This window comes from Pseudarthrobacter enclensis (assembly GCF_030811655.1).
In the GTDB taxonomy this organism is placed as follows: domain Bacteria; phylum Actinomycetota; class Actinomycetes; order Actinomycetales; family Micrococcaceae; genus Arthrobacter; species Arthrobacter enclensis_A.
In genome coordinates this window covers 51,271-72,017 of sequence record NZ_JAUSRE010000015.1, presented here as the reverse complement: position 1 = coordinate 72,017, position 20,747 = coordinate 51,271, and the positions used below count along the sequence as shown (strand labels likewise).

Here is a 20,747-nt window from a genome sequence, read left to right as displayed (position 1 = left end):
CTTTGCCGTTGCTGTGTTCAGGCTGTGAGCTCCAGCCTAGCCACCTGTGGTTCGGGTAAGCGCTGCCTCACGGCCGTGGTGCCCTTAAAGGTCACAGGCCGCCTAGGTCTGCCGCACAGCCCCTGCACAGCAAACCGTCAGAGCCTGTTGGGACAACAGCATCACCACCAGCAGTTTCAACTTCTTGGAGAAAGCCATGGACCAGCAGGACAACAACGCCGTCCCCGGGGCAGCAGGGCAGAATGCACAGCCGCAGCGTGCCACTGAAGGACGGGAACAACCGCCCGCCGCGGTCTGGGGCGGGACACCCAACGAAGGGGGGCCCGAGGGCCAGTCCGCCCAGGAGCGGACCATCCCCTTGGGCGGTACACCGTCTGCAGGCACGCCGTCCCCAGCCTCCCAGTCCGCAGGCTGGGGTGCTACGCCGCCAAACGGCCAGGGTCACAGTGCGGGCGCAGGATGGGGCGTACCACAGCAGAACGCAGCCAAAGCCTCGGGGCGGCCCGGGAAAGGCAACTGGACCGCCAGGAAAAGCCTGCTGGTGGGCGGTGTGGCGGTGGTGGTTGCCGCAGCTGCCGGCGCCGGCGCAGGCGCATATGCGGCAGGCAACGGTACCGCGGGCGCTTCGGCGAATGGCCAGCGCACGGGAGCCGGCGGCCAGTTCGGCCGCGGAGGCCAGAATGGTACGTCGGGCCAGGGCGGCATGATGGGGCAAGGCGGCCAGGCCGGTGTGGACGGGGGTGGAATGACCGGCCGTGACGGTGGCATGGACGGCGGCCCGGGAGGGCTGGGCATGGGAGGCGCAGGCCTGAACGCCGCTGTGCATTCTGAATACGTGGTCCTCCAGGGCTCCAACTACGTGACCATGGCGGGTCAGACGGGCACGGTCACGGAGGTCTCGGCCACGTCAATCACCGTCAAGAGCGAAGATGGTTTTTCCCGTACCTATGCCGTCGGCACGGACGTGCAGGTAACCCAGGGGATGCGGCAGCGTGGCGGAAGCTCCACCGGCAGCACACTCAGCATGTCCGACGTAACCACCGGGGCGACGGTCCGCATAACGGCACTCAAGAGTGCGGACACCTACACAGTCCAAACCGTTCAGCTCACAACGTCCACCACGGGCCCCGCGCCCAGTTCGGGGACAAGCAGCAACTGACTCCTGCGGGCGGGGAGATGGCAGCACCTCCTGCCTCCGGCACAATCCTGATGCGAAAAATCAGCCGGAGGCAGGACTCCGGCTGGACACGCCCCTTCTCCATTCGGACGATTCCACGTCAAACGGTTGAATTTCGGGTACGTTCGAAAAAAAGATGACATCCCGAATTTTATTCTGAAAGTACTGCCGAATGAGGCCTCAGACGGGATGGAGACCCAAAAAAATTCCCGCCGCCGAAATAGTGACATGCAGCACAAATCTCCGATTTGTCTCACGATGCGGACGATTCGGTCCATTGTTACTTGCAAGTTGGCATTGTTACGCTGCACACTTCCAATGTGAACAAGAACTCAACAGCACCTGCAGCCGCAGAATATTGGCCCAGCACATCCGCTGCTGCCGACATGCGCTGTTGTCGAATGCACGCCTGACCTTCCCACCCCCTGAAGTTCTTAGGCATTCGCCCCCCAGCCCAGCGTCGGGCGCCCCTCCCCGGTCCGCCTGACGGGGAAGCCAGCATTCGAGCCGCGAAGACGGCCATTTCACATTGAGGTAAGCATTCCATGTCAGTTGCATCCGGATACGTCCACATCTCTGTCCGTAACGCCGCCAAAGCAGGCCAGTCCTCCGGCCTTCGTCCCGGCTTCGGGCCCCGGCCGGCGCTCGCCCCCTCCACCCCCGGAAGCAACTTCCCTGCCCAGGGTTTTGCCCCGCAGGGGTACAACCCGAACTCTTACGGCCAACTCCGCGCCGTGCATCCTGCCGAGTCCGCACCCGTCACCGCACCCACTCCTGTCGTGGCCGGGTCAAACCCGGTCCGCCCGGTTGCGAACGACAACGTGGCCCGTGGATTCGTCCTCTACATGGGTATCGATGAAGAGACGGCAGCAGCAGCCGGGACCTCCATCGCAAAGCTCGCCCAGGAAATCCGGGCCTACGCCCAATCGCTGGTCTCCGGGGCCGAGAGCTACGCAGCAGTGGCCGTAGCCCCTGCAGGCACCCCGGGTTCCGCGCTCGACGTCGTCCGTTCCACCTTTGGTGACCCTACCGTCAACCGCCAGCGCGCTGAAGCACCCCGCCCTGCCCAGTCGCAGGAGCCGCGCCCGTCCGGCGTTCTCATTGACCTGGCCCGCCGCGAAGTACACCTTGACGGCGAATCCCTGAACCTCACCTTCAAGGAGTTCGAGCTCCTTAACTACCTCGTCGAAAACGGCACCCGCACCGTGGGCCGCGATGAACTCCTCGAGGGGCTGTGGCGCAATGCCGAAGAAGTGCCCAACGAACGCACCATCGACGTCCACATCCGCCGCCTCCGCTCCAAACTGGGCCGCCTCGCCAACACCGTCCGCACGGTCCGTGGCCAGGGTTACCGGTTCTACGAGCACCCGGAAGTTGTTGTCTGGGCCGCTCCGGAGTACTCGATCTAACTCTCTTTCGCGCGAAGGCGACCTGCTCCTGTCGGGCTCGTCCCCTCCGCTTTCGCGAGGCATCCTTCGGCGCCTGCGCTCGTACCTCCCCGCCGCCTCCCTCACCTCGCAAGCTCGGCCAGGGGACCCTGGCGGCGTGGGCCCAACGCAGCAACGGCGCTTTCAGGACGCCTCGCTGCGGCTACGGCGACCGGCATGACTTAGGCATCACCTGCTGCGCCGCCTGGTTCCCAAGCACTGTGCCTCCGCGGCTGGGGATTGGCTAGGCTTGGGCCATGAGTTCGCACCATGTTCGACGCCTTGTGATCATGCGCCACGCGAAGGCTGACTGGCCGGGCGGGGTGGCCGACCATGAGCGGCCGCTGGAGGAACGTGGGCACCGGGAGGCGCCGCTGGCCGGCCGCTGGCTGCTCAAGCACAATATCGTCCCGGACTTCATCCTGTGCTCAAGCGCGCTGCGCACCCGCCAGACCTGCACCTGGGTGTGCTCGGAGCTTGGCGACAAGGCCCCCACGCCCAAGCTCGAGGATGGCCTGTATGCGGCCTCGGCCCTGCGGATGCTCACCGTGGTGAACCATGTGCCGGACACGGTGACCACGCTGATGCTGATCGCGCATCTCCCCGGCGTGCAGGACCTGGCCATGCACCTCGCCTCCCGCGACTCCGACCACGATGCCTACATGGACGCGGCCACCCGCTTTCCCACCAACGCCCTGACGGTCCTGGAAACGGAGAAGCCCTGGGCCGAACTTGATGGGCAGGACGCCCGGATTACGCGGTTTGCGGTTCCCCGTTCGCGCTGACGGCGATGCTGCGCAGCAGGGCTGACACGTGCCTGATGCCCGGACTGGCCGTCATGGTCCTGCGGTGGACGAGCCCCACCTGCCTCGCCTGCACCGGATTGACCACCGGAATGGCGACGACCTCCGGCGGTAGTGCAGGCCTTCCCAGGCGGGGGACGAGCGCAACCGCCACTCCCTGCTCCACAAAAGCGATATGCGTCGCGAAATCGGGATCGTAGACCCGGATGTCAGGCACCCGCCCCAGGTCGGCGAAAATCCGCAGCAGGGCCTCGTTGCAGATGGCTCCGGCAGGGGTGCTGATCCAGCGTTCATCGACCAACTCGGCGGGTTCGACGTCAGGGCGGCCTGCCAGGGCGTGGCTGCGGTGCACCAGGAGGTCCGCCACGTCCTCGCACAGCCATTCCAGGGTGAGGTGCTCCGGGATGACCAATGGGACGGAATTCCAGTTATGGACCAGTCCCAGGTCGGCGTCCCCGTTGGCTACCCGGGCCACGGCTTCACGCGGGTCCTCCGCCAGCACCGAGATATCCAGCGCCGACTGCCCAAGCCGCGCCAGCAGCGGACCCACCAGGCCTCGGCAGGCAGTTGAGAATGATGTCAGGCGGAGGCTGCCACTGGGTTTCGCCGGGTCCACCAGCAGTGTGGACTCCAACTCCTCCAGTTCGGCAAGTATCCGCCTGCCATACGCTGCGAGGGCCAGTCCGCGCTCGGTGAGCAGGACCCCGCGGCCCCGCCGTTCCAGCACTGCGAAGCCGGCTTCCTTCTCCAGTCTCTTCACCTGCTGCGAAACGGCGGAAGGACTGTACCCCATGGCGTCCGCGGCTGCGATGACGGTGCCGTACTGTTCGATGGCGGCCAGGGCCCGGAGCGAACCGATGTCGATCATGAAGCAAACGTACATGTTCTGGCATTGAAATGTGCGCTGGTGCTTCATGCCAGACGCTGCCAAAGTTGGAACCGTGAACCTGCGCGACTCCCTCCTTGCCATCCTCGTCGCACTGCTGTGGGGCCTGAACTTCGTGGCCATCGACATCGGCCTCCATGCCGGCGGGCAGGACTTTCCCCCGCTCCTGTTCGTGGCCGTGCGGTTCGTCCTGGTGGTTGTTCCCTGGATCTTCTTCGTCAGGAAGCCGAACGTCAGTTGGAAGGCCATTGCCGGCGTCGGACTCTTCATGAGCGCCGGCCAGTTCGGCTTTCTGTACCTGGCCATGGCGCTCGGCATGCCCGCGGGCCTTGCCTCGCTGGTGCTGCAGGCGCAGGTACTGCTGACCGTCCTGCTGGCCGCTGGTTTCCTGGGTGAGCGGCCCAGCAGGCGGCAACTGGCCGGCGTTGGGCTGGGCGTGGCCGGACTCGGCCTCGTGGCGGTGGGACGAAGTGCAGTGGCGCCGCTGCTGCCGCTGGTCATTGTCCTGGGCGCGGCGCTGTCCTGGGCTGCCGGCAACGTCATTGCCCGGAAAGCCAAAGCCGCTTCAGGGCTGGGCCTGGTGGTCTGGTCCGGCGCCGTGGTGCCACTTCCGCTGGCGGCGCTGTCCGTGCTGGTTGACGGTCCCGGCACCGTCTGGCATTCGCTGTCAACACTTCAGGCGCCCACCCTGCTCAGCGCACTCTACACGGCCGTCTTAGCCTCGCTGGTGGGCTACGGAATCTGGAACCGGCTCCTTGCAGGCCACCCGTCGTCGGCCGTTGTCCCGTTTACCCTTCTGGTCCCCGTGGTGGGCATGAGTGCCGCGTGGCTGGTTCTGGCCGAGGTGCCGTCGCCGACGGAACTGGCAGGCGGAGTGCTCCTGCTGGGCGGGGTGGCGACGGCGGTGCTCAGCCGGGCAGGCAGGCGCGGTCAGCGGCGGGAGTTGGAGCCGCTGCCGGACCTGGGTGCCGGTTTGGCCGGCGGCACCGTGGACGACGCCGGGCGCTTGGCTGCGGAGGACGTCCCGCGGGCAGGGGTGCGGGAGCCCGACGCCCGCTGAACGGCAGGTCCCTGGGTGCCGGCTGCCTGGCCGCCCGCTCGGGATGCGGCAGCCCGGGGCGTGGCAGTCTGGGCGGCAGTGGCCCGGGGGCTGCGTGCGGTCGTGCCGGTCCGCTGTGATGCGGGGCGCTGCGTTGCCGGGCGCTGTGCTGGGCCCCGCTGTGCCGCGCCGCGCTGTGCCGCGGGGCGTGGTGCTGGCGCTGGACGCCTCCTGCCCGGCCACAGCGCGCCCAGGAAGAGGACTCCGAACGTGGCCACCAGCGCGCCGGCAGCGCCGATGAAGTAGTTGTCGGGGTCGCGGGTGGGCAGCGGGGTCCCCAGGAAGGAGGACTGCCCGTCGAACGCCAACTCCCACGTGCTGAGGAACGCCAGGGAGAAACCCAGCGCCAGGGCGGTCCCGGCCCCTGTGGCCAGCAGGGCAAGGCGCCGCCGACGGGCCAGGACCTCCGCAAGCGCGGCAAGGTAGGCCAGCGCCAGGACAGCCACGAACGCGAGAAACACCGGTTCGGCGAGGGTCATCGCCGTGAGCACCAGCAACACTGCGGCCACGACACCGCAGATGACCGCGAACTTACCGCTCTTCCCCGTATGCCGCATGTGCTCCATCATCCCCGAGGAGCAGGCTCCCTGAGGACGTAGCCGCGCATGATGGCCATGATTGCTGCAACACTTTGGTCACGGGTGCGCTCGGGGTTGTACGTCTGGCGGTCCAGGCCCACCACGAAGCAGGCCCCGAAGATGGCCGTTTCCAGGCTGCCCCGGGACACCGAATCATCTACGGGGTAGGCCGCGGCCACCTTCTCCACTGCCTGGCCGATCACCTCCAGGAGCTCCGACCGCAGGACGGAGAACGTGCCCTGCCACTCGCTCGGGATTCGCCAGTTCTCGCTGACCCAAAGACGGGCAAATGACGGGTACTCGGCCATGAAATCCATGGCCTGCCCGATCATCGCTTCCATGGCGAGCAGTGGATCGCGGCCGGTTCCACCGCTGTCGGCGGCTTCGAGCAGCCGGGCCTTGAGGATGTCCACGCCATGGCGCAGGAGCTGGGCTATCAGCTCCGACTTGCTGCCGAAGTTGTAGTAGACCGTGCCCTTGGAAACCCCGGCGGCCGCCGCGATCTCATCCACGGTGACGCCCGCGGCGCCGCGCTCGCCGATCAGCTCCATGGAGGCATCGAAGAGTTTCTGGCGGGTGGCGTTGGTCCGGGCGGGCCGGAGCCCTTTGCCCGCGGCCGCCGGTTCGGTGGTCATACTGCAATCTCCGGTTTCAGTGTCTTGAGCGTCCAGTACTTGTTCTTGCGCACGGCCAGCGTGGACATCGCAGCCCCCAGCAGGGTGTAGCCCAGCAGGCCCACCAGGGTGGGGACAATCATGGACAGGTCCCCGCCATAAATGAGGTGCCGCATGCCGGTCACAACATAGCCCATGGGCAGCACCTGGTGGACCACGTGGAGCGGCTGCGGCGTGGTCTGCCACGGGAAGGTGCCACCGGATGACACCAGCTGCAGGACCAGGAGGATCAGCACCACCAGCTTGCCCGGCGAGCCCAGCAGAGCCACCACGCCCTGGATGAGCGCACTGAACGCCATTGCCGCCGCCAGCATGAACAGATACATCAGGGCCGGGTGGGCGGGGTTGAGGCCCAGCGCCACGTCCACCACCACTGTCAGGAGGGATGCCTGCACCACCGAGACCAGAAGGAAGGGCAGCCAGCCGCCAAGGGCGACCTTCCACGACGGTGCATTCGAGGCCAGCGCCCGCTGCGTAATGGGACGCATTGCCTGGACCAGCATGAAGATGCCGATCCACATGGCCAGGGTGAGGAAGAACGGTGCGAGCCCTGCGCCGTAGGAGCCGGCCTTGGCCTGTGACACGTTGCTGACGGCCACGGGATCGGCCATCACCTGGGACAGGTTGCTCTTCTGAGCGTCGTCGGGGTTGGGGACCTGGCCGGCGCCCTTCCCGATCTCGTCTGCCAGGGTGCGGGAGCCTGTGGCGGCCTGGCCGGCACCGTCGGCAACCTGCGCGGCCCCGGCATCGACCTTCCGGGCTCCGTCCGCAAGGCCGGCGGAGCCGTCGACGGCGGATTGCTCACCGGCCGCCAGCGCGGCGGCGCCCGTGTGGAGCTGGTCTGCTCCTGCCGAGGCCTGTGCGATGGCGTCCTTCAGCGCCGGCATGCCGGCTGCCAGCTGGGCCGCGCCCACACTGACCGCTTCGGAACCGTCGGCCAGCTGCTGGACCTGTTCGGCGTCTGTCTGGATTTTGGTCTTGGCGGCTGCCACGGGGCTGGACGCTGCGGCGGAATCAAAGTCTGCGAGGACTTTGTTTGCCTGATCCTGGGTCAGGACACCTGAGGCGACAAGCCTGCTGTTCGACTCAACCACCCGTGAACGGAGGCCCTGGTCCGCGGCCGCGAGCTGGGTGGCCACGTCCTGCACCTTGGCGTTCAGCTGGGCATTCCCGGCAGCCACCTGGGCCGCGCCGGAGGCGAGCGTCTGGGCATCGGAGGGCAGCGTGGCGGTCTTGTCCTTCAGCGTGGACAATCCCTTGCTGAGCTGCCCTGCGCCGTCGGTCAGCTGGTTGGCCCCGTCCCGCAGCTTCAACTGGCCCGCGTACAACTGGTCCGCCCCGCTGCTCAAGGCTGAGGTCCCTTCATGAAGGGTGACTGTTCCGTCCCTGAGCGTGGCCACGCCGTCGGCCAGCTGCGAGGCGCCGTCTGCGGCCTGGATCATCTTGGAGTGGATGGTGCCGAAGCCCGTAAGCAACTGGTTGGCCGTCTCCTCACCCACCTCCTTGGCCACAGTGGAGTGGACGGCGGTGGTCAGCTTGTCCACGATGGTGCTCAGGAGATAGTTGTTGGCATCGTTCGTGGTGACGTTCAGCATCGCCTGGCTGGCGGAGTCGAAGCTGCCGGGGGACACCAGGTTGGCCGAAAAGTCCTTCGGAATCTTCAGCGCAAATGCGTACTGGCCACTGCTGACACCGGCATCCGCCTCAGTGGAGCTGGCCACGGGAATCCAGTGGAAGACGTTCCCTTCCACCAGGCTGTCGGCCACCTTTGCTCCGGCATCGAGCTTCGTCCCGTCCGCAGCGGTTGCGCCGGAGTCCTCCACCACCAGGGCGGCATCGAGGTTGTTGAGATGTCCGTACGGATCCCAGTTCGCGTAGAGGTACACCGCGCCGTAGAGGAGCGGGACCATGGTCAGCGCCAGGATGGTCAGTTTGGGCAGCAGCCCACCCGTCATGCGCTTCAGTTCGGAGCGGGCCAGCCGCAGGACAGTCACTTGGCAACCTCGGTTTCGAGTGTGGTTTCGTTTTCCGGTTCTGGCGTGGCCCCTGCAGCGTATTTGCCGGGGGACGCCTCCGTAGCAGGTTCGGGGAGGGCATTGCCGATCGCGGCCGACGGTCCGTCCCACGAGGCGGGGACGGCACTGACCGCCGCCACGACGGCGAGCGGCCGTCCGGCGTCGTACGCCAACTCCTGGAGGCGTGGCAGCCAGGTGGCCTCATCCGCGCTGTGGCGGTCCGGGGAGTCCACCACCAGCAGGTCCGTGCGCGGATTGGCCAGGGCAAGGGCCGTCAGCAGCTCGAGCCGCCGCCGGGGGTCCAGCTGCTCTGTCCAAAGGTCCGCGATGTCCTCAAAGCGGTTGACTTTGAGCCATGGGCCGCTGAGCAGGGCCCCCCGGTACCGGCGCGGGATCAGGGCCAGGTCCTCGGTTACCAGGTCGCGGACGCTGAGGTGTTCCTCGGGTTCATTGACGCCGGGGGAGTCCACCAGGGCTGCGGCGAGGCGGAGCTGTTTGGTCCGGGAGCTTCCGTCCCAGCCCAGCTGGCCGTCCGTGGCCTTCATCCTCCCGCTGAGCAGGAGGGACAGGGCCGTCCGCTGGTCCTGGCGGTCGCCGGTGACGAGCAGCAGCCCGCCGCGGGCGGCCGTCAGTGACGTGGGTGGAAGCAGCGGGTCCCGGCGTCCTTTGGCGTGGAGCTGGTGTGCTGAGAGCAAAGCTTGCCTTTCGCAGAAGAGGTCTGCATCAAGGCTAACCAAACTGACCGGTCAGTTCAAATAAGGGTCAGAGTCCGTACTTTTCCAGGAGCCGGAGCCACACTTCGCTGATGGTGGGGTAGGAGGGGACCGCATGCCAGAGGCGCTCCATCGGCACCTCGCCCACCACGGCGATGGTGGCTGCGTGCAGCAGTTCCGCCACGTCGGGCCCGGCAAATGTCGCGCCCAGCAGCACTTTCCGGTCCTCGTCGACCACCAGCTGCGCCCACCCTTCGTAGTTCTCGGAGTGCAGCGAGGAGCCGGCCACCTGGATGGGCAGTTCCACTGAAGATGCGTTGTACCCGTCTTTCCGGGCGGCCTGGAGGGTGCGTCCCACGCTGGCCAGCTCGGGGTCGGTGAAGACGACGCTTGGCACGGCGTGCTGGTTGGCGGTCTGGGCGTAGCGCGACCAGTCGCTGGGGGAGCCCTTGAGGTCACCCTTCGCCCGGGCTGCGATGGCATCGCCGGTGGCGCGGGCCTCGTACTTGCCCTGGTGGGTGAAAAGGTTCTTCCCGGCGGCGTCGCCTACTGCGTAGAGCCAGGGTTCATCGCCGGGCGTTTCCCTGACAAGGCCGGAGGCATCCGTTGACAGGGTCAGATGCCCGGATTCGCCGGGCTCAATGCCCACGCTTTCCAAGCCCAGGCCTTCCAGCGCCGGATGCCTGCCGGTGGAGACCAGGACGTTCTCCGAGGTGACAGTGGCCCCGCCGCCCAGGCTGACGGTGAGGGTGCCGTCGTCGTTCCGGCTGATCCGCTCCGTAGCGGTATGCAGCCGCAGTTCCACTCCATCTGCACGCAGCCCTGCCGCCACCAGGGCCGATGCTTCCTCAGGGAAGTTGCCCAGCAATCCGCTGCGCGCTACAAGCGTGACACTGGAGCCCAGGCGCGCGAAGGCCTGGGCCAGTTCGGCTCCGGCTACGCCGCCGCCCAGTACGGTCAGCCGCTCCGGGACCTCGCTTGCCGACGTCGCCTCGCGCGTTCCCCAGACCTGCACATCCTCCAGGCCCTCGATGGGCGGCGTGGTGGGGGTCGAACCGGTGGCAAGCACCACGGCATGCCGGGCGCGCAGTAGATGCTGCGTTCCGTCCAGGCCTGCCACTTCCACGGTCTTGGGCCCGGTCAGCCAGCCGTGCCCGCGCACCAGTGCGATGCCGGTGTCCTCCACCCACGAGACCTGGCTGTCGTCCTGCCAGTTCGAGGTGAAGTAATTCCTCCGCTCCAGCACAGCTGCTGCATCCAGGGTGCGGGTTACGGCCTCCTTTGCGCCAGGCGTGGTCTGCGCCCCGTGCAGTGCGGTGCCCGGGCGGAGGAGTGCCTTTGACGGCATGCAGGCCCAGTAGGAGCATTCGCCGCCCACCAGTTCCGCTTCCACAAGGACGGCTGTCAGTCCACCTTGGACAACGCGGTCCGCCACGTTTTCCCCAACGGCGCCCGCGCCGATTACAACAACATCAAACTCGCGCCCAGCGGCCTCTGGCATCATGTGCAAAGCCTAACCGCGACGGCACAAAAAAGGTCCGCACCGGCGAACCGGTGCGGACCTTGCTGGTGCGCCCAAAGGGATTCGAACCCCTGACCTTCTGTTCCGTAGACAGACGCTCTATCCAGCTGAGCTATGGGCGCATTTCGTGTCCCGGGAGAAGAACCGCTCTCCCTGAACCTCGAATTACTTTACGCGAGCCCGGCCCTGATGCCAAATCGAACTCCCTGTAATATCCGCTACTAGACCGGTCTAGGTGACCTTTGTCACTTAATTCGCGTTTTCGCGGCAACAATTCCTTGATTTTCCGCGGAATTCACTTTCGGTGACCGCAGATGTCAGTCAAGCCCCCCAAAAACTGGACCGGTCCGGACCATAGCATTTAGCTCACACCGATGAACCCGAGGAAGGGAACTGCAATGGGCGATCTGGCGCAGAAGCCGCTGCTTGAGAAAGCACCCACCACACATGCCGGGTTGCTGGCATGGGTCGAAGAGGTTGCTGAGCTTACGCAGCCGGACCGCATCTACTGGGTTGACGGGTCCGAAGAGGAAAACAGCCGTCTCACCGACGAGCTTGTTGCTGCCGGCACCCTGACCAGGCTCAACCAGGACCTGTTCCCGAATTCCTTCGCCGCGTTCTCGGATCCCGCAGACGTTGCCCGCGTTGAGGAACAGACCTTCATTTGCTCCGAGAACAAGCGCGACGCCGGCTTCACCAACAACTGGATGGACCCGGCGGAGATGAAGGACAAGCTCCGCGGCCTTTTCGCGGGCTCCATGCGCGGCCGCACCATGTACGTCATCCCGTTCGTCATGGGCCACCTCGACGCCGAGGACCCCAAGTTCGGTGTCGAGATCACGGACAGCGCCTACGTTGTGGCCTCTATGCGCATCATGGCCCGCATCGGCACCGATGTCCTGGACCGCATCACCGAAACCAACGCCTTCTTCGTTCCGGCGCTGCACTCCGTAGGTGCTCCGCTGGAGCCGGGCCAGGATGACGTGCCGTGGCCGTGCAACCCGGACAAGTGGATTGTCCACTTCCCGGAGGAGCGCTCCATCTGGTCCTTCGGCTCGGGTTACGGCGGCAACGCGCTGCTGGGCAAGAAGTGCTACGCCCTGCGCATTGCCTCGGTGATGGCCCGCGACGAAGGCTGGCTGGCCGAGCACATGCTCATCCTCAAGCTGACCTCCCCCGAGCAGAAGACCTACTACGTGGCAGCGGCCTTCCCCTCTGCCTGCGGCAAGACCAACCTCGCCCTGCTGGACCCCACCATCAAGGGCTGGAAGGTTGAGACCCTGGGTGACGACATCACCTGGATGCGGTTCGGCAAGGAAGGCGAGCTGCGGGCGGTGAACCCCGAGGCGGGCCTCTTCGGCGTTGCCCCCGGCACTGGCTGGGGCACCAACCCCAACGCCATGCGCGCCATCGCCAAGGGCAACAGCATCTTCACCAACGTGGCACTGACCGACGACGGCGGTGTCTGGTGGGAGGGCATGACGGACGAGGTGCCCGCGCACCTGACCGACTGGCAGGGCAACTCCTGGACCTCCGGTTCGGACAAGCCCGCGGCGCACCCGAACTCCCGCTTCTGCACCCCGATCGACCAGATCGACATGCTGGCCGAGGAGTACCACAGCCCCGACGGCGTGGAACTTTCCGCCATCCTGTTCGGGGGGCGCCGCAAGACCACCATCCCGCTGGTCACCGAGGCCCGCAGCTGGTCCAACGGCATCTTCATGGGCTCCACCCTGTCCTCGGAAACCACCGCCGCCGCTGCCGGCGCGGTGGGCGTGGTCCGCCGCGACCCGATGGCCATGCTGCCCTTCATCGGCTACGACGCAGGCGACTACCTGAACCACTGGGTCAACCTCTCCGCCAAGGCCAACCCGGAGCGCCTGCCCAAGATCTTCCTGGTCAACTGGTTCCGCCGGAACGCCGAGGGCGGCTTCGCCTGGCCCGGTTTCGGCGACAATGCCCGCGTCCTCAAGTGGGCGATCGAACGGCTTGAAGGCAAGGCGGACGCCGTCGAAACCCCGATCGGTTTCGTGCCCACCGGCGACGCCGTCGACCTCGACGGCCTGGATATGACCGCCGCCCAGGTGGAGGAAGCCGTCAAGGTTGATCCCACGGAGTGGGCCGCTGAACTGGCCTCCATCGAGGAATGGTTCGCCAACTTCGGTGAGTCCCTGCCCCAGGCGCTGCAGTCGGAGCTGGCTGGCCTGAAGGGCCGCCTCTCCTAGGCGTCCGCCGCCTGAAGCACGACGACGGCCCCGCACCTTTCGCGAAAGGTGCGGGGCCGTCGTCGTTCAGATGAACATTGACCTTGGGGAGGCGGTGGGGATCAGCTGGCGAGCCAGATGTCCGGGCCGAAGACCTCGTAGTGGATCCGGGTGGCGGGGATGCCCGCGTTGATGGCTTCGTTGCGGATGTTCTTCATGAACGGCAGCGGGCCGCAGAGGTACAGGGAGGCGTCAGCCGGGAGGTCGACTTCGCGCAGCGTCATGAATCCCTGCTTGGCGCCGTCCACGGGTTTCTCCAGCCAGAGCTGCAGTTCGGCGCCGTCCAGGCGTTCGACGTCGTCCGTCATCTGGCTGCGGAGGGCCCAGCTGTCCAGGGTGCTTTCGGCGTGAAGCACCAGGACCTGGCGGTCGGAGCCCGACTCGGCGAGGGAGCGGAGGATGGAGGCGGTGGGGGTGCAGCCGATGCCGGCAGAGGCCAGGACCACGGGGCCGTCGCCTTCCTTGAGGGTGATCTCGCCGTAGGGGTTGGAAATTTCGACGACGTCGCCCACCTGGACAGTGTTGTGCAGCACGGGGGAGACCTCGCCGCCGTCGTCCAGCTTGGTGGTGAAGGTGCGGCTGGTGCCCGCGTCCCCGGAAAGGGAGTACTGGCGGACCTGGCGCAGGCCGTCAGCGACCGGCACCTTCACGCTGATGTACTGGCCGGGAAGGGCCGCGGTGACGGGAGTGTCGTCCGCGGGCTCGAGGGTGAAGGTCATGGACCCGGTTCCTGCGGGGGTCTTGGCGGCCACGCGCCACGGCGTCCACATCCTGTCATTTGCCTGCGCTGCGTAGAGGCCCTTCTCCAGCTTGATCAGGGCGTCTGCCATCAGCCCGTACACTTCGGTCCAGGCTTCTGCGATCTCGGGGGTGATGACCTCCGCCAGGTCTTCGGCGATTGCTCCGAACAGGTGCTCGTAGACCACCTGGTACTGCGGCTCGGTGATGCCCAGGGAGGCGTGCCGGTGTGCGATGCGGGAAAGGACCGTCTCCGGCAGGGTGCCCGGGTTGTTGACCAGGTGGGTGGCGAAGGCCGCGATGCTCCCGGCGAGGGCCTGCTGCTGGTTCCCGGAGCGCTGGTTGGAGCGGCTGAACAGGCCATCCATCAGTTCGGGGTGCGCCGCGAAAAGGCGGGCGTAGAAGTTCGGGGTGATGGATCCGATCCGGGAGCCGACCAGCGGCAGGGTGGCCTCGATGACGGGGCGGGACTTGTCCGAGAGCATCTGTACTCCTGAGGTTATGGCCGGGGCCTTCGTCCGGCCGGAGGAAAACTCGTATTTCAAATACAAGTATTTCTGCCTCAGTTCTACACCTTGTAGAAGTTTGAAATCAAACCGGGAGCAGGCACCCGGATTCCGGGCTAAATCCCCGGCCGGAGGCCGATCATCTGGAAGACCGGCGCCATCTGCCGGGCCTGGGGAAGTTCCCCGATCACCACCGAATCCAGCTCGGCGTAAAAAGCCTCGCGGGCGCGGGCCAGAGCGCCGCGCAGCCTGCACTCGTTGATGAGGGGGCAGTTTCCGGCGGGAGACACACAGTCGGCGGGATCGGTGCGGCTGTCGAGCTGGCGGAGGATCTGACCTACCGTTGCGATCCGTCCTGCATGGCTGAGCCGGGAGCCGCCGGAGCGGCCGCGGACCACCTCAATCAGGCCCATGCTCCGCAGCTTGGCCATGGCCTTGCTGACGTGGTTGTACGGTGTCCCCACGGAGTCTGCGATGCTCTGCGTGGTAAGCAGGGTGCCGTCCGGAACGGCTGCGAGCACCATGAGGGCGCGCAGGCTGACGTCGGCAAAGGCATTGATCTTCATGGCAGCAGGTCCGGTCTAGTCCACCCAGATGGCGGGCTCGCTGGCATCGGCCCCCAGCTCGCCGAATTCCCAGGACTGGGTGGTGGCGTTGGCCGAATAGGGGAGCACCGCGGCGAAGAGGGAACCGTCGCGGTGTTCCGCTGCCACATGGATGGCGTCCGAGTCATCCTCCACCAGCAGGATGTCGCACACTACGGCGGCTGCCCGGAAATCGTCCCGGTTCTGGCGGAGGAGGGCCTGCAGGTCGCTGATCATGGCGTCGGCGTCGAAGTCCCCGTCGCTGCCCTCGCCGGCATCCGCCGGGGAGACGGCAACCAGCCGCACCTCGCCGTCGTTCTGCACGGTCAGTGCGAAGGGCAGGAAGCCGCCGTTGCGCTGGAGCTGCTCCTGGGCCGCGCTGACGCCCGTGCCCAGGAGGTTTTCCAGGTCAGTTGCCGTGGCTTCGGAGACGGAATCGCGCCAGCTGTCCTGCCCGCCGATTCCGTCCGCTGCCTGACCGGTATGTCCAGCCATCCGGTGCTAGGCCCGCACCAGGGACAGGACGCGGTCGCGGACGCGTTCCATCGTTGCCCGGTCCGTGGCCTCGGCGTTGAGCCGCAGGAACGGCTCGGTGTTGGACGGGCGAAGGTTGAACCAGTAGCTGCCGTCGTTGGCCGTGAACGTGCTGCCGTCCAGGGTGTCGATGGTGAGGTCCTCGTCCGCGAAGGCCTGGCGGACGCGCTCGACCGCTGCCGGCTTGTCCTCCACCTCGGAGTTGATTTCACCGGAGCTGACGTACGGCTCGTATTCGCGGGCCAGTTCGGAGAGGGGGCCTTCCTGTTCGCCCAGCGCTGCCAGGACATGCATGGCCGCCAGCATGCCGGTGTCCGCGTTCCAGAAGTCGCGGAAGTAGAAGTGCGCGGAGTGCTCGCCGCCGAACACCGCGCCTTCCTTGGCCATGACTGCCTTGATGAAGGAGTGGCCGACACGCGTGCGGACGGCGCGTCCGCCGTCGTGCTCCACCAACTCCGCCACGGCGCGGGAGGTGAGCAGGTTGTGGATGATCGTTGGCGTCTCTTCACCCTGGGCCTTGGCCCGGGCGATTTCGCGGCGGGCCACCATTCCGGTGATGGCCGACGGCGATACGGGCTCGCCCTTTTCATCGATCACGAAGCAGCGGTCGGCGTCGCCGTCGAAGGCAAGGCCGATGTCCGCGCCGTGTTCGATGACGGCTGCCTGCAGGTCTCGCAGGTTTTCCGGCTCCAGCGGGTTGGCGGGGTGGTTGGGGAAGGACCCGTCCAGTTCGAAGTACAGCGGAACGATGTCGAAGGGCAGCTTGGGCAGCAGGGTGTCACCCAGTACTGCCGGGGTGGTCAGGCCTGCCATGCCGTTCCCTGCGTCCACCACCACCTTCAGCGGGCGGGAGGCGGAAAGGTCAACAAGCTTGCGAAGGTACTCGGAGTAGTCCTTGAGCACGTCCCGGACGCTGATCAGGCCCCGGGTGCCGGCCGCGGGGATGGAACCGGCGTTAAGGTACTGCTCCGCGAGGGCCTGGATCTCCTTGAGCCCGGTTTCGGAGGAGATGGGGACGGCGCCTGCCTTCGCCATCTTGATGCCGTTGTACTCGGCCGGGTTGTGGCTGGCGGTGAAGGTGGCTCCGGCGCGGTTGAGGAATCCGCAGGCAAAGTACAGCTCGTCGGTGGAGATCAGGTCCAGCAGCTCCACACTTGCCCCCCGTGCTGCCGCCCCGTTGGCGAACGCTTTGGAGAACTCGGGGGAGGAGGGACGCATGTCGCCGCCCACCACGATGGTCTGGCCTTCGAGCTGCAGGACATCCACGAACGCGGCCCCCACGGCTTCGACGATTTCGGCGGTGATCGACTCGCCCACAATCCCACGGACGTCGTAGGCCTTGAAGGATGCCGAGAGATCAAATGTCGTTGTCTGTTCGCTAGTCACGGGCTTTATCTTACGTGTGCGGCGCATGTGGCCAAGGGGGCTTTATGGGAACTTGCGCAACAGCGCGGCTTTGTGTCCCTTGTTGGGGCTGTTTCCACATAGCAGCCCCGCCCTGTCCGGGCTGTCGGAGGGTGCTGGGATACTGAATCAATGGCCAATAACCAGTACGCTTCCACAGTTTCCACCGCAGATGCAGGCGCCGGAGGTCCGGATACGCCGGGCACCGCCACCCACGCCGAGGCCCTGGACGTCCTGCGCGGCCTGGTGGGGAACCCAGGCGCCGTGTTCCATGATGGGCAGTTTGAAGCCATCGAGGCGCTGGTCGACGGCGGCCGGCGGGCTTTGGTGGTCCAGCGAACCGGCTGGGGCAAGTCTGCCGTGTACTTCGTGGCTTCCCTGCTGCTGCGGCGCCGGGGAGCGGGCCCCACGCTGATCGTTTCGCCCCTCCTTGCTTTGATGCGGGACCAGGTGGGCGCCGCCGCGCGCGCAGGGGTACGCGCGGTCGCCATCAACTCAGCCAACCAGCTGGAATGGGACACGGTCCGTGAGCAGTTGGCAACCGATGAGGTTGACGTCCTCCTGGTCTCCCCGGAGCGGTTGACCAATCCGGCGTTCCGGGAAACCCAGCTGCCCGAACTCCTGCGGCGTACCGGGCTGCTGGTCATTGACGAGGCCCACTGTATCTCGGACTGGGGCCATGACTTCCGTCCCGATTACCGCCGCATCGCAGACCTCATCACCCGTTTGCCGGACTCGGTACCGGTTCTGGCCACCACCGCCACCGCCAACTCGCGGGTAGTGCACGATATCGAGGAACAGCTCGGCGCCGGGGTCCTGACCATCCGTGGTTCCCTTGGCCGTGACTCGCTGCGGCTGGGAGTCCTGTCGCTGCCCGATTCCAAGGCGCGCCTGGGCTGGCTGCTGACGCACCTGGCAGATCTCCCCGGCAGCGGCATCATTTACACCCTGACCGTTTCCGCGGCGGAGGACACCGCCAGGCTGCTGTCCGAAGCGGGACACAATGTGCTTGCCTACACGGGGCGGACCGACCCGGCGGACCGGGAGCGGGCAGAGCAGCTGTTGAAGGACAACCAGGTCAAGGCGCTGGTGGCCACGTCGGCGCTCGGCATGGGCTTCGACAAGCCCGATCTTGGCTTCGTGGTCCACCTGGGGGCACCGTCCTCCCCGGTGGCGTACTACCAGCAGGTGGGCCGTGCCGGCCGTGGCGCTGCGAACGCGGACGTCCTGCTGCTGCCCGGGTCCGAAGACCGCTACATCTGGCAGTATTTCGCCACCGCGTCCATGCCTTCAGAGGAGAAGGCAGCGGCCGTGCTGACGGCATTGGCCGACGCCGGAACGGCGTTGTCCACGGTGGCGCTGGAAGCGAGGGTTGATCTTCGCCGCACGCCGCTCGAGCTGCTGTTGAAGGTTTTGTCAGTGGACGGCGCCGTGGAACGGGTTGGCGGCGGATGGCGGTCCACCGGCCAGCCGTGGGTGTACGACGCGGAGCGCTACAGCCGTATCGCCGAAGCCCGGGTGGATGAACAGGACTCGATGGTGATCTACCAGGACACGGCAGGCTGCCGGATGGAGTACATCACCTCGGTGCTGGATGATGAGACAGCCCGTCCCTGCGGGCGGTGCGACAACTGTGCGGGACGATGGTTCCCGGTGGACGTGGCAGCCGGCGCCACGGAAGCGGCCGGGCAGACGCTGAGCCGGGCGGGCGGCGTCCTGGAACCGCGGCTTCAGTGGCCCAGCGGCATGGACCGCCTGGGGGTGCCGGTGAAAGGGAAACTCAAGCCGGGCGAAGGCGTCTCGGAGGGCCGTGTCCTCGCCCGCCTCACGGACCTTGGCTGGGGCGGAGCCCTGCGGGAGCTGTTTGCCGCCGGTGCGGAGGACCGGCCGGTGGACCCTGGAATGCTGCAGGCCTGTGTGCAGGTCCTGCGTGAATGGGGCTCCGGAGACAACCGGAATCCGGGGTGGAGCGGGGCGGGCAGGCCGGCCGCCATTGTGAACATCCCCTCCCGCAGCAAGCCTCTGCTGGTCGGGTCACTCGCCAGGGGGATTTCCGAGATCGGACGCATCCCCTACCTCGGCGAGCTGCAGTTGGCCCACGGCGGCCCCACAGGAAGCCGCGGCGGTAACAGCGCGTACCGGCTGGCCGGCGTCTGGGACCGGCTGCTGGTGGGCCCGGAGCTCGAAGCCGCGCTCCAGCCGGTTCAGGGCCAGAGCGTGATGCTGATCGATGACCTGACGGACAGCAGGTGGACGGTTACCGTCGCGGGGCGGGCCCTTCGGCAGGGCGGGGCGGGTGCGGTGCTTCCCCTGGTTCTGGCTCAGGCGGGCTGACGCCGGGCTTGGCTGGTTGATCCTGCCTGTGACCGCGCTGGCTCACTGCCGCCCCCGCGTGCCGGGGGAGCAGCAGGCTGTCTGCCGTGCTGGCGAGCATCAGGACAGCCATTGCCAGGAAGGCGCCGCGGAAGGGCCGGGCCGGGTCGTGGATCACCACGTCCTGCGCGCCGAAGATCCGGATCAGCAATGCTGCGATGGCGATGCCCGAGCCCGTGCCGAGCTGCACCATCGTGGCGGAAACAGTGTTGGCGGACGTGAGCTGCGCCGGTGGGATGTCCGAGTACTGAACCGAGGCGTAGGCCGAAAAGCCGATGGAGCGGAACGCGCCGCTGCACACCAGCAGCACGAACATCAGGGCTTCCGGGGTCTCCGGCGTCAGGAGCGCGAACAGGGCGAAGGTGCTGGCTGACGCCAGCGAGGCGAACACCAGCACCGCCTTGAAGCCGAACTTCCTGATCAAGGGGGTGGTGGCCGGCTTGATACCGATGTTGCCTACGAACACCGCCGCCACCATGGCGCCGGCCTGCAGGGGGGACCACCCGAATCCCGTCTGGAACATCAGCGGCAGCAGGAACGGCACCGAACTGATGGTTACCCGGTACACGAATCCGCCGGTGGCCATGGCCCGGAACGTCCGTGTGCGGAAGACCTGCAGGTTGAACAGGGGATGGGGAGCGCGGCGCATCCAGGCCACCGCACCTATCAGGGCCGCAACCCCTGCCACGGCACTGATTCCGGCCCAGGGCAGCTCCGGGTGGCTGCTGGCCAGTTCCAGCCCTGCTACGAGCGCGCCCACCCCGACGGTGGTCAGCACCATCCCGGGCCAATCAAGGCGCCGCCGGGGATCGCCGGCCGCAACCGGAACCAGGCGCAGGGCGGCAGTGAACGCGGCTGCGCCGAGGGGAATGTTGACCAGGAAGATCCAGTGCCATGACAGGTAGGTGGTGAGCGCCCCGCCCACCAGCGGCGCAAGGACAGGCGCCAGGAGTCCGGGCCACACCAGGAAAGCGGTGGCCCGCAACAGTTCGGACTTCGGAGTGCCGCGCAGGACCACCAGGGTTCCCACCGGAACCATCATGGCCCCGCCGGCGCCCTGGGCGATCCGGCTCAGGGTAAGGGCGGCCAGATCCTGGCTGAGGGCACAGGCAAGGGAGGCCAGGGTGAATACTGCGATCGCTGAGCAGAAGATGCGCCGGGCACCGAACCGTTCCGCCAGCCAGCCACTGATGGGAATTCCCACGGCCACCGTCAGCAGGTAGGCCGTCATTGTGATGTTGACGTCGGCGGCAGGGATGGCGAAGTCGGCCGCAATGCTGGGAATGGCCGTGGTCAGGACCGTACCGTCCAGGAACTCCATGAAGAAGGTGGCCGCCACCAGCAGCGCCAGCCGCGGGTTCCAGCCCGAACGGGTGCTGTCCGGTTGGTCTGGGTGGGTGCGTGCCGCCATGCGCTAATCCTGCCACTGCGGCACCGGTGGCGCCCGCCG

16 protein-coding genes and 1 tRNA gene are annotated in these 20,747 nt (G+C 66.9%); 6 read left to right on the top strand and 11 right to left on the bottom strand.

What is annotated here, in order from left to right:
* Nucleotides 1-196 precede the first annotated feature (196 nt).
* From J2X98_RS14600 to J2X98_RS14590, 3 genes are all read left to right on the top strand, one after another.
* On the top strand, nucleotides 197-1,159 hold the full coding sequence (locus J2X98_RS14600) for a hypothetical protein (RefSeq protein ID WP_307309450.1): 963 nt from the start codon (nucleotides 197-199) through the stop codon (nucleotides 1,157-1,159).
* A gap of 563 nt (nucleotides 1,160-1,722) precedes the next feature.
* A complete protein-coding gene (locus J2X98_RS14595) occupies nucleotides 1,723-2,586 on the top strand; it encodes a winged helix-turn-helix domain-containing protein (protein WP_141943750.1) in 864 nt (287 codons plus the stop codon).
* 275 nt (nucleotides 2,587-2,861) lie between these two features.
* A complete protein-coding gene (locus J2X98_RS14590) occupies nucleotides 2,862-3,389 on the top strand; it encodes a SixA phosphatase family protein (protein ID WP_307309447.1) in 528 nt (175 codons plus the stop codon).
* On the opposite strand, the gene J2X98_RS14585 is transcribed toward J2X98_RS14590, so the two are convergent.
* The gene (locus tag J2X98_RS14585; protein ID WP_307309444.1) at nucleotides 3,358-4,275 is read right to left on the bottom strand and encodes a LysR family transcriptional regulator; all 918 of its coding nucleotides are present in this window, start codon (nucleotides 4,273-4,275) and stop codon (nucleotides 3,358-3,360) included. The genes J2X98_RS14590 and J2X98_RS14585 overlap by 32 nt on opposite strands.
* Before the next feature lie 73 nt (nucleotides 4,276-4,348).
* Here J2X98_RS14585 and J2X98_RS14580 point away from each other — a divergent pair, with 73 nt between their 5' ends.
* Nucleotides 4,349-5,353, top strand: coding sequence for an EamA family transporter (locus J2X98_RS14580; protein ID WP_307309441.1), 1,005 nt, complete (start codon nucleotides 4,349-4,351; stop codon nucleotides 5,351-5,353).
* 604 nt (nucleotides 5,354-5,957) lie between these two features.
* Here J2X98_RS14580 and J2X98_RS14575 read toward each other — a convergent pair.
* From J2X98_RS14575 to J2X98_RS14555, 5 genes are all read right to left on the bottom strand, one after another.
* A complete protein-coding gene (locus tag J2X98_RS14575) occupies nucleotides 5,958-6,605 on the bottom strand; it encodes a TetR/AcrR family transcriptional regulator (protein ID WP_141943742.1) in 648 nt (215 codons plus the stop codon).
* Nucleotides 6,602-8,638 (bottom strand): YhgE/Pip domain-containing protein, encoded by a 2,037-nt coding sequence (locus J2X98_RS14570; RefSeq protein WP_307309438.1) that lies wholly within the window; start codon nucleotides 8,636-8,638, stop codon nucleotides 6,602-6,604. Before J2X98_RS14570 ends, J2X98_RS14575 begins: the two co-directional genes overlap by 4 nt.
* Nucleotides 8,635-9,354 carry an ABC transporter ATP-binding protein gene (locus J2X98_RS14565; RefSeq protein WP_141943738.1) on the bottom strand — a complete coding sequence of 240 codons (720 nt, stop codon included), beginning with the start codon at nucleotides 9,352-9,354 and terminating at the stop codon, nucleotides 8,635-8,637. Before J2X98_RS14565 ends, J2X98_RS14570 begins: the two co-directional genes overlap by 4 nt.
* A 67-nt stretch (nucleotides 9,355-9,421) precedes the next feature.
* Complete coding sequence (locus J2X98_RS14560; protein WP_307309434.1) at nucleotides 9,422-10,876, bottom strand: dihydrolipoyl dehydrogenase family protein; 1,455 nt, start codon at nucleotides 10,874-10,876, stop codon at nucleotides 9,422-9,424.
* A 63-nt stretch (nucleotides 10,877-10,939) separates the two neighbouring features.
* Nucleotides 10,940-11,016: transfer RNA gene (locus J2X98_RS14555), tRNA-Arg, on the bottom strand.
* Between the two features lie 276 nt (nucleotides 11,017-11,292).
* On the opposite strand from J2X98_RS14555, the gene J2X98_RS14550 reads away from it, so the two are divergent.
* Complete coding sequence (locus tag J2X98_RS14550; protein WP_307309432.1) at nucleotides 11,293-13,119, top strand: phosphoenolpyruvate carboxykinase (GTP); 1,827 nt, start codon at nucleotides 11,293-11,295, stop codon at nucleotides 13,117-13,119.
* 101 nt (nucleotides 13,120-13,220) lie between these two features.
* Here J2X98_RS14550 and J2X98_RS14545 read toward each other — a convergent pair whose 3' ends face one another.
* From J2X98_RS14545 to J2X98_RS14530, 4 genes are all read right to left on the bottom strand, one after another.
* Nucleotides 13,221-14,381 carry a globin domain-containing protein gene (locus tag J2X98_RS14545; RefSeq protein ID WP_307309430.1) on the bottom strand — a complete coding sequence of 387 codons (1,161 nt, stop codon included), beginning with the start codon at nucleotides 14,379-14,381 and terminating at the stop codon, nucleotides 13,221-13,223.
* 137 nt (nucleotides 14,382-14,518) lie between these two features.
* Nucleotides 14,519-14,968 (bottom strand): RrF2 family transcriptional regulator, encoded by a 450-nt coding sequence (locus tag J2X98_RS14540; RefSeq protein ID WP_141943731.1) that lies wholly within the window; start codon nucleotides 14,966-14,968, stop codon nucleotides 14,519-14,521.
* Nucleotides 14,969-14,983: 15 nt separating this feature from the next.
* A complete protein-coding gene (locus tag J2X98_RS14535) occupies nucleotides 14,984-15,481 on the bottom strand; it encodes a hypothetical protein (protein WP_307309427.1) in 498 nt (165 codons plus the stop codon).
* Nucleotides 15,482-15,487: 6 nt separating this feature from the next.
* Nucleotides 15,488-16,906, bottom strand: coding sequence for a phosphomannomutase/phosphoglucomutase (locus tag J2X98_RS14530; protein ID WP_141943727.1), 1,419 nt, complete (start codon nucleotides 16,904-16,906; stop codon nucleotides 15,488-15,490).
* Between the two features lie 150 nt (nucleotides 16,907-17,056).
* Between J2X98_RS14530 and J2X98_RS14525 the strand changes: the two genes are divergently transcribed.
* Nucleotides 17,057-19,258 (top strand): RecQ family ATP-dependent DNA helicase, encoded by a 2,202-nt coding sequence (locus tag J2X98_RS14525; protein ID WP_307309424.1) that lies wholly within the window; start codon nucleotides 17,057-17,059, stop codon nucleotides 19,256-19,258.
* Here J2X98_RS14525 and J2X98_RS14520 read toward each other — a convergent pair.
* Entirely contained in the window at nucleotides 19,182-20,708 is a 1,527-nt protein-coding gene (locus J2X98_RS14520; protein WP_307309421.1) for an MFS transporter, read from the bottom strand. The two genes, J2X98_RS14525 and J2X98_RS14520, sit on opposite strands and share 77 nt — an antisense overlap.
* Between the last annotated feature and the right edge of the window lie 39 nt (nucleotides 20,709-20,747).